Source organism: Saccharopolyspora sp. (assembly GCF_017434145.1).
Classification (GTDB): domain Bacteria; phylum Actinomycetota; class Actinomycetes; order Mycobacteriales; family Pseudonocardiaceae; genus Saccharopolyspora_C; species Saccharopolyspora_C galaxeae.
Map to the genome: position 1 here is coordinate 1 of NZ_JAFRFW010000475.1, position 8,458 is coordinate 8,458.

7 protein-coding genes and 1 tRNA gene are annotated in these 8,458 nt (G+C 69.3%); 6 read left to right on the top strand and 2 right to left on the bottom strand.

Annotation, left to right across the window (positions count from 1 at the left end; all coding sequences use genetic code 11):
- The 6 genes from kstD to IJH84_RS13165 form a co-directional block, all read left to right on the top strand.
- Window positions 1-1,564: 3-oxosteroid 1-dehydrogenase (kstD, locus tag IJH84_RS13140; RefSeq protein ID WP_295144629.1), on the top strand; the 1,564-nt coding region annotated here is incomplete at its 5' end.
- Between the two features lie 56 nt (window positions 1,565-1,620).
- Window positions 1,621-2,784, top strand: a complete 1,164-nt coding sequence (locus IJH84_RS13145; RefSeq protein ID WP_295144632.1) for a Rieske 2Fe-2S domain-containing protein — start codon at window positions 1,621-1,623, stop codon at window positions 2,782-2,784.
- Window positions 2,781-3,116 (top strand): hypothetical protein, encoded by a 336-nt coding sequence (locus IJH84_RS13150; protein ID WP_295144635.1) that lies wholly within the window; start codon window positions 2,781-2,783, stop codon window positions 3,114-3,116. The genes IJH84_RS13145 and IJH84_RS13150 overlap by 4 nt, the downstream gene beginning before the upstream one ends.
- Before the next feature lie 118 nt (window positions 3,117-3,234).
- Window positions 3,235-4,272, top strand: a complete 1,038-nt coding sequence (locus tag IJH84_RS13155) for a ferredoxin--NADP reductase (protein ID WP_295144638.1) — start codon at window positions 3,235-3,237, stop codon at window positions 4,270-4,272.
- 90 nt (window positions 4,273-4,362) lie between these two features.
- Window positions 4,363-5,217, top strand: coding sequence for a MaoC/PaaZ C-terminal domain-containing protein (locus IJH84_RS13160; protein WP_295144641.1), 855 nt, complete (start codon window positions 4,363-4,365; stop codon window positions 5,215-5,217).
- A 143-nt stretch (window positions 5,218-5,360) separates the two neighbouring features.
- Window positions 5,361-6,563 (top strand): homogentisate 1,2-dioxygenase, encoded by a 1,203-nt coding sequence (locus tag IJH84_RS13165; protein ID WP_295144644.1) that lies wholly within the window; start codon window positions 5,361-5,363, stop codon window positions 6,561-6,563.
- Between the two features lie 118 nt (window positions 6,564-6,681).
- On the opposite strand, the gene IJH84_RS13170 is transcribed toward IJH84_RS13165, so the two are convergent.
- Window positions 6,682-7,656, bottom strand: coding sequence for an amidohydrolase family protein (locus IJH84_RS13170; RefSeq protein ID WP_295144647.1), 975 nt, complete (start codon window positions 7,654-7,656; stop codon window positions 6,682-6,684).
- A gap of 733 nt (window positions 7,657-8,389) precedes the next feature.
- Window positions 8,390-8,458 (bottom strand) — tRNA-Ala (locus IJH84_RS13175).

An 8,458-nucleotide genomic window follows, 5' to 3' on the forward strand; every position in this document is an offset into this window, starting at 1 on the left:
CCGCGACGGCGGTTCCACCGCCCGCTCCGGCGGCGGGCTGTGGGTACCGAACAACCACGTGCTCGCGCGCGCAGGCATCGAGGACACCACCGACGACGCCACCGCCTACCTCGACCACATCGTGGGCAGCACCGCGCCCGCCGAGCTGCGCAGGGCTTTCCTGGAGCACGGACCGGAAATGCTCGCGACGGTGCTGCGGCGCACTCCGCTGCGGATGCGGTGGGTGCCGGGATACTCCGACTACTACCCGGAGGCGCCCGGCGGCCGTCCCGGCGGGAGGTCCATCGAGCCCGCTCCGCTGGACGGGCGCGTGCTCGGGCAGGATCTCGCCGAGCTGGAACCGGACTTCACCAAGGCACCACCGAACTTCGTGGTCACCCAGGCCGATTTCCGCTGGGTGAACCTGCTCGCCCGGCATCCGCGCGGCGTGCTGCGCGGTGTCCGGGTGGGACTGCGCTGGGCCTTCGCGCAGCTGATGCGGAAACGGCTGCTGGTGCGCGGGCAAGCGCTCGCCGCCGGGCTGCGCGTCGGACTGCGCAACGAGCAGGTGCCGCTGTGGCTGAACACCCCGCTGCTCGACCTGGTCCAGGACGACGAAGGCCGCGTGACCGGCGTCGTCGTGGACCGCGCGGGCGAACGCACCACACTGCACGCGCGCAGCGGCGTGGTGCTCGCGGCCGGCGGTTTCGAGCACAACGAGGTCATGCGCAAGCAGCACCAGCGCGAACCGATCGGTACCCAGTGGACGGTCGGCGCGAAGGCCAACACCGGCGACGCGATCCAGGCCGCGCAGGCGATCGGCGCCTCGATCGACCTGATGGACGACGCCTGGTGGGGACCGTCCATCCCGCTCACCGGCGGCCCGTGGTTCTGCCTGGCCGAACGCACCCTGCCGGGATGCATCCTGGTCAACGGCGACGGGCAGCGGTTCGTCAACGAAGCAGCGCCGTACGTGGACGCGGTGCACGCGATGTACGGCGACGGCGACGGGCCCGCGCGGAACATGCCGACCTGGCTGATCGCCGACCAGCGCTACCGCAACCGCTACGTGTTCGCCGGACTCGGGCCGCGGCAACCGCTGCCCCGGCGCTGGTACGACGCGGGAGCGGTGCGCCGGGCGGGCACCGTCGAAGAACTCGCCCGCAAGATCGACCTGCCCGCCGAGACCCTGCGCGGCACCGTGGACCGGTTCAACGGCTTCGCCCGCAGCGGCGAGGACACCGAGTTCCACCGCGGCCGCAGCGCCTACGACCACTACTACGGCGACCCGCGCAACCGCCCCAACCCGTGCCTGGCTCCGCTTGAAGTGCCGCCGTTCTACGCCGTGAAGATCGTTCCCGGAGACTTGGGCACCAAGGGCGGCCTGCGCATGGACGTGCACGCGCGAGTGCTGCGCGACGACGACACCCCGATCCCCGGTCTGTACGCGGCGGGCAACGCCAGCGCCGCGGTGATGGGCCGCACCTACGCGGGGCCGGGAGCCACGCTCGGCCCCGCCATGACCTTCGGCTACCTGGCCGCGCTGCACATGGCGGCGCAGCCGGCCGCACGGCAACCCGAATGACCGAGCTGACGAGAACCGCATCGAGCCCCGTTGGGGGGCGGACGGAGGAGACAGCGATGACTCAGCCGGAGCACAACGGCCACAGCGACTTGCGGACCATCGACGTCGGCACCCCGCCGACCAGGTTCGCCCGGGGCTGGCACTGCCTGGGGCTGTCCGAACCATTTAAGGACGGCAAACCGCACTCCGTCGAGGTGTTCGGCACGAAGCTGGTGGTCTTCCAATCCAGCGACGGCGAGCTGAACGTGCTCGACGCCTACTGCAGGCACATGGGCGGCGACCTCAGCCAGGGCACGATCAAGGACAACGCGGTGGCCTGCCCGTTCCACGACTGGCGCTGGTCGGGCGACGGCCGCTGCGCGGGCATCCCGTACGCCAAGCGGGTTCCGCTGCGCGCCCGCACCCAGGCGTGGACCTGCATGGAGCGCAACAAGCAGCTGTTCGTGTGGAACGACCCGGAGGGCAATCCGCCGCCGCCGGAGATCACGATCCCGGAGCTGCCCGAGGTGTTCTCCGACGAGTGGAGCAATTGGAGCTGGAACTCCGAGCTCATCGAGGGCTCCAACTGCCGCGAGATCATCGACAACGTGGTGGACATGGCGCACTTCTTCTACGTGCACTACGCCTTCCCGACGTACTTCAAGAACGTCTTCGACGGCCACATCGCGACGCAGTACCTGAACACCAAGGGACGCCCGGACGTCGGCAACAACGAGTCGAACTACGCGGGTGAGGACAACCTCGGCCGCTCGGAGGCTTCCTACTACGGGCCGTCGTACATGATCGACCGGCTGTGGAACGAGCACAACGGCACCACGATCGAGACGATCCTGATCAACTGCCATTACCCGGTCACCTCGAACTCGTTCGTGCTGATGTGGGGCGTGCTGGCGAAGAAGCTGCCCGGGCTCAACGACCGGCAGGCGGACAAGATCGCGCACAAGATCTCGGAGAACACCAGCGTCGGCTTCCTGCAGGACGTCGAGATCTGGCGGCACAAGACGCGGATCGACAACCCGCTGCTGTGCGAGGAGGACGGCCCGGTCTACCAGCTGCGCCGCTGGTACGAGCAGTTCTATGTGGACGTCGCCGACGTCACCGAGGACATGACCGGCCGGTTCGAGTTCGAAGTGGACACCACGCGGGCGAACAAGGCGTGGGAGCAGGAGGTCGCCGACAACCTCGCCCGCCGCGCGGCGCAATCCACGGACGGGGCGTGAGCGTGGCCGCGGACAGCTGGGCCAAGGCGCCGTCCTTCGACGACCGGCCGGAGGTGCGGGCGCGGCTGCGGGAGCGCACCGCCGCGGACCGCCGCGAGCAGCTGGAAGGCGGGCTGCGCCCGGTGGAGTGCGCGCGGTGCGGCTCCTGCGTGCTGGCGAAGAAGAACAGCCCCGACCACACCAGCATCCAGTGGACCGCCGAAGCCGTCGAGAACTGCCCCGAACTGACCACCCACGCCCCCGGCGGCAACACCGCGCACGTCGACGGCTGTCCGGACCTGTCGGCCAGCGTCAACCAGTCGGCGCACGCCCCCGACTCCGAAACGAGATGAGCGAACGGGCCGTTCGACCAATCCAGCGGGACGAACGGTCCGTTCACCGACTGCGTGCCACCGGCGTCTCCCACCGCGAGCGGCTTGGCCGCTGATGAAACAGATCCTGGGAGTGTTCATGTCCGCACCACGGACCCCCGAATCCCATCGGCTGAAGGTCGACGAGGTCGTCGAGGAGACCGCGGACGCCCGTTCACTGGTGTTCGCGGTTCCCGAGGACGCCGACGAGGCGTTCAGCTACGCACCCGGCCAGTTCCTGACCCTGCGGGTCCCGGACGACCGGGGCGGGTCGGTGGCCCGCTGCTACTCGCTGTCGAGTTCCCCGCACACCGACGGCGCGCTGCGCGTCACGGTCAAGCGGGTCGACGGCGGGCACGGCTCCAACTGGTTGTGCGACAACATCACCGCTGGGTCCACTGTGGAGGTTCTGCCGCCCGCGGGGGTGTTCACGCCGAAGTCGCTGGACGGGAACTTCCTGCTGTTCGCGGGCGGCAGCGGGATCACGCCGATCATGTCCATCGTGCGGTCGGCGCTGGCGCGCGGCGACGGCCGGGTCGTGCTGGTCTATGCGAACCGGGACGAGAGGTCCGTGATCTTCGCGGATGCGTTGCGGGACCTGGCCGCGCGGCATCCCGGGCGGCTGACCGTCGTGCACTGGCTGGAGGCGGTGCAAGGGCTGCCGGAGGCGTCGGCGCTGCAAGCGCTCGCCGAGCCGTTCGCGGACTACGAGACGTTCGTGTGCGGACCGGCGGCCTTCATGGACATCGCTGCCCAAGCGCTCAAAGCCGTGAGCACGAACAAGGTGCACGTCGAGAAATTCCTGTCCCTGGAGCAGAACCCGTTCGAGGACGCGCCGGAGCCGGTCGAAGCCTCCGGCGAGGACGCCGCGACCGTCGAGGTCGACATCGACGGGGAGCAGCACCGGATCACCTGGCCGCGGCAGCAGCGCCTGCTGGACCTGCTGCTGGAACGCGGCATCGACGCGCCGTTCTCGTGCAGGCAGGGCGCGTGCAGCGCGTGCGCGTGCCGGATCAACAGCGGCGAGGTCGCCATGCAGCAAAACGACATCCTCGAGCAGGAAGACCTCGACGAGGGCATCGTGCTCGCCTGCCAAGCGCTGCCCGTCACCGACGAGGTGCACGTCAGCTACGAATGAACGGGCTCAGGGTCGTCGGTTCTTCGGCTCGGCGACTCGGCGCGCGAATTCTCCCGCACCGCCGGAAAACGCACTGCGAAAGGACTCCAGATGCCGATCGATCCGGACGTCGCCATCGGGGCGACGGTGGCCACCCAGGACGTCGAGTGGGATTCCTCCGACGTGCTGCTCTACCACCTGTCCCTCGGAGCCGGAGATCCGCCGACCGACCCCGGCGAGCTGCGCTACGCCTACGAGCGGGACCTGCGGGTGCTGCCCACGTTCGCGGTCGTCGCGCCGAACCTGCGGCAGTCCGAGCCGCCCGCGGTCTCCTTCCCCGGTGTCGAGATCGACCTGGCGAAGGTGCTGCACGGCGGGCAGGAGATCACCGTGCACCGCCCCATCCCGACAGCCGGCCGCGGACGCTCGACCACCCGCATCGCGGATGTGCAGGACAAGGGCAAGGCCGCGGTGATCGTGCAGGAGAGCACGCTGACCGTGGACGGCGAAGCACTGTGCACCACCCGATCGTCGATCTTCGCCCACGGCGAAGGCGGATTCGGCGGTGAGCGCGGGCCGTCGCACCGCGTGCAGCCGCCGGAGCGCGAGCCGGACATCGTCGCGGACTCGGTCACCCAGCCGCAGCAGGCGTTGCTCTACCGCCTCTGCGGCGATCGGAATCCGCTGCACGCCGACCCCGCGTTCGCCGAGGCGGCGGGCTATCCGCAGCCGATCTTGCACGGCCTGTGCACCTACGGCGTGGTGTGCAAGGCCGTGGTGGACAACGCGCTGGGCGGCGAGGCGGAGCGGGTCTCGTCCTTCGCCGCGCGGTTCACCGGCGTGGTCTTCCCCGGCGAGACGATCCGGACCCGGATCTGGGACGAAGGCGGCAGCCTCGTCGCGGAGTCCTCCGTCGTGGAGCGCGACTCGCGGGTGCTTTCGGACGTGGTGCTCGCGGTCGGCTGATCGCGGGGCGCTGCGGCGAATTGACAGTCGCCGCACGACCGCCGGATAGTCGGATTCGCGCATCGCGTTTCGAGATGTGCAACGCGGAGTCCGACTGGCTGCTCGTGCGAGTGTCGATTCGCAGGAACCGGAGGGAGCGCAGCATGGTGTACTACCGCCGAATCGGTGAGGTGCCACCGAAGCGGCACACCCAGCACCGCAGCGCCGAAGGCACGTTGTACTTCGAGGAACTGATGGGCGAGGAAGGCTTCTCCTCGGATTCATCGTTGCTGTACCACCGCGAAATCCCCTCGGCGATCGTCGACGCGACCCCGTGGGAACTGCCCGATCAGTCCACGGTGGCCAACCATCCGCTGAAGCCGCGGCACCTGAAGCTGCACGAGCTGTTCGACGATCGGGAGTGGAAGGCCCGCGACGTCGTGACCGGGCGGCGGCTCGTGCTCGGCAACGGCGACGTGCGGATCTCCTACGTGGCGGCCGGGGAGGCTTCGCCGCTGTACCGCAACGCCATCGGCGACGAGTGCGTTTACCTCGAGTCCGGCGATGCCGTCGTGGAAACCGTGTTCGGCGAGCTGCGGGCGGGTGGCGGCGACTACGTCCTGCTGCCGCGCGCGACGACGCACCGCTGGATTCCGCAGGGCGACGAGCCGCTGCGCGCCTACTGCATCGAGGCGAACAGCCACATCACCCCGGCCGCGCGGTACCTGTCGCGGTACGGGCAGTTCCTGGAGCACTCGCCGTACTGCGAGCGCGACCTGCACGGCCCGACCGCCCCGCTGCTGGCAGCGGGCACCGACGTGGAAGTGCTGGTCAAGCACCGCGGCCGCGGTGACGCACCGATCGGAACCCGGTACGTGTACCCGCAGCACCCGTTCGACGTGGTCGGCTGGGACGGGTGCCTGTACCCGTACACGTTCAACGTCGCCGACTTCGAGCCGATCACCGGGCGGGTGCACCAGCCGCCGCCGGTGCACCAGGTGTTCGAGGGCGCGAACTTCGTGGTGTGCAACTTCGTCCCGCGCAAGGTGGACTACCACCCGCTTTCCATCCCGGTGCCGTACTACCACTCCAATGTGGACAGCGACGAGGAGATGTTCTACTGCGGTGGCGACTACGGCGCGCGCAAGGGTTCCGGGATCGGCCAAGGCTCGATATCGCTGCACCCCGGCGGGCATTCGCACGGCCCGCAGCCCGGAGCCTACGAACGCAGCATCGGCACCGAACGCTTCGACGAACTCGCCGTCATGGTCGACACCTTCCGCCCGCTGGAACTCGGCGAGGCCGGCCGTGCCGCCGACGACGGCGCCTACGCCTGGACCTGGGCCGGCCGGGGCCCGCTGTCGTGAACGCGCGGCGGCGGCTGCTGACGGCCCGCTCCGGCACGCCCTTTCCGCTGTTCAGCCACGACGAGATGCGGAACTGATCTCTCTTAGCGAGCGGCTGGTTCGCCGACCGGGAGGTCGATCAGGCCGCGGTGTCGATGCCCAAGAGGGCGGCGGCGTTGGCCGAGCGAACTTTGTGCCGGTCGGTGGGGAGGTGGCCGAAGAAGGTGTCGATCTCCGCCCGGGTGGGCTGCTGGAAGGGGTAGTCAGTGGAGAAGATCAGCCGGTCGGTGGTCGTCACCGTCAGGGCGTGATGCAGCAGAGCGGGGTTGAGCATTCCCGAGGCCGTGAGAAAGACGTTGGTCCGGACGTAGTCGGAGATCGGGCGATCGAGGCCGGCGATGCGGGAAAGGCTGTCGGCGCGGTCGAGCCAGAAGGGCAGCAGTTCGCCCCAGTGACCCAGCACGATCTGCAGGTCGGGGTGGCGGTCGAAGGTGCCGCGCAGGATGAGCCGCAGCGCAGCGGTCGCCGCCTCCAGGTGCCAACCCCAGCCGAAGGTGGCCAGCCCCCGGTCGGTCATGGGGTCGAATCCCCGGTAGGCGGCATCGCGCAATGCCTCGGAGGGGATCTGCGGGTGGATGAAAACCGGCTGGCGCAGGTCGGCTGCGGCGGCGAAGAAGTCCTCGTAGGCGGGATCGTCGAGGAACCGGTCGCCAGACCGCCCATAGACCATGGTTCCCACGTGGCCCTGGGCTGCGGCGCGTTCGAGTTCGGTGGCGACGTGGCCGGGGGAGGAGATCGGCAGGGTCGACAGCGACCGGAAACGCGTCGGGTGGGTGCGGACGGCTTCGGTGGCGGTGTCGTTCGCCAAGCGGCTGAGCGCGACCGCCTCCGCCGGGGGCAGCGCCTGCGTTCCCGGAGGGGTGAGAGCGAGGACGGCCAGGTCGATGCCCTGGGCGTCCATGGTGGCGATCCGGCCGGCTCCGAGGTCTTCAAGCCGCTCGCCCACACCGCCCCGCTCGTTGAAGTGGAGACTCTCGTCCGGCTGCGGTACGGCCTTGAGGGCGGAGGTCAGCTCGGGCAGCATCCAGTGCTCTTCGATGCCGATGAGGGTCATGGTCGGCGTTCCTCCGGTCTCGCGACGCACGCCCCTGCGCGCTGGTGGACGGGGATCGGTGGGATTGCGGTTCCGCACCACACGTGGCGGAGCCGTGCGTGGCCAGCGCGCTTGCCCGGTAAGAGCGCATCCGAAGCAGGTCGTCGAGCGACTCCGGCCACCTGGCAAACGTAGACCCAGGGCCGGACCAAGTCGTCTCGGATGCCGCTGAGGCGGACGTGGTGATCGCCACGCGTCGCCGCATCGAGTCGGGGCTCTTCCGCATCCCCAACCCCGGCACAACGAAGAAGCCGCTCCCGCCTCAGCCGCGGAAACGGCCTCGAAAGGAGCGGTCGCACCATGACTAATTCGGTGGAGTTTGCACGAGCCCACTCGAACACAGAACCGCTATTCAGAGCCCAGGCCGGGGAACACCACCCGCCGGGAGGAGCCGACAAAAGCAGCCACCGCACCGTAGGGGCCTGCGGGGGCTCGACCCCCCGCAACCAATACGCGGAACGCAAAAAGGCTCGCGCCCTCCGCGAGCACGAGCCTCCCACAGCGAGAAGATTGCAGGAGCCCACTCGAACACAGAACTGCTGGTCAGAACCCAGGCCGGGAACACCACCCGCCGGGAGGAGCCCGACAAAAGCAGCCACCGCACCGTGGGGGCCTGCGGGGGCTCGGCCCCCGCAACTAATACGCGGAACGCAAAAAGGCTCGCGCTCTCCGCGAGCACGAGCCTCCTACTGCGTGGAGCTGAGGGGAATCGAACCCCTGACCTTCTCGATGCGAACGAGACGCGCTACCAACTGCGCTACAG

What these genes read in the sequence shown, in the direction of transcription:
- IJH84_RS13145 (WP_295144632.1), top strand. Translation starts at nt 1,621, where the DNA reads ATGACTCAGCCGGAGCACAACGGCCACAGCGACTTGCGGACCATCGAC.
- IJH84_RS13155 (WP_295144638.1), top strand. Translation starts at nt 3,235, where the DNA reads ATGTCCGCACCACGGACCCCCGAATCCCATCGGCTGAAGGTCGACGAG.
- IJH84_RS13160 (WP_295144641.1), top strand. Translation starts at nt 4,363, where the DNA reads ATGCCGATCGATCCGGACGTCGCCATCGGGGCGACGGTGGCCACCCAG.
- IJH84_RS13165 (WP_295144644.1), top strand. Translation starts at nt 5,361, where the DNA reads ATGGTGTACTACCGCCGAATCGGTGAGGTGCCACCGAAGCGGCACACC.
- IJH84_RS13170 (WP_295144647.1), bottom strand. Translation starts at nt 7,656, where the DNA reads ATGACCCTCATCGGCATCGAAGAGCACTGGATGCTGCCCGAGCTGACC.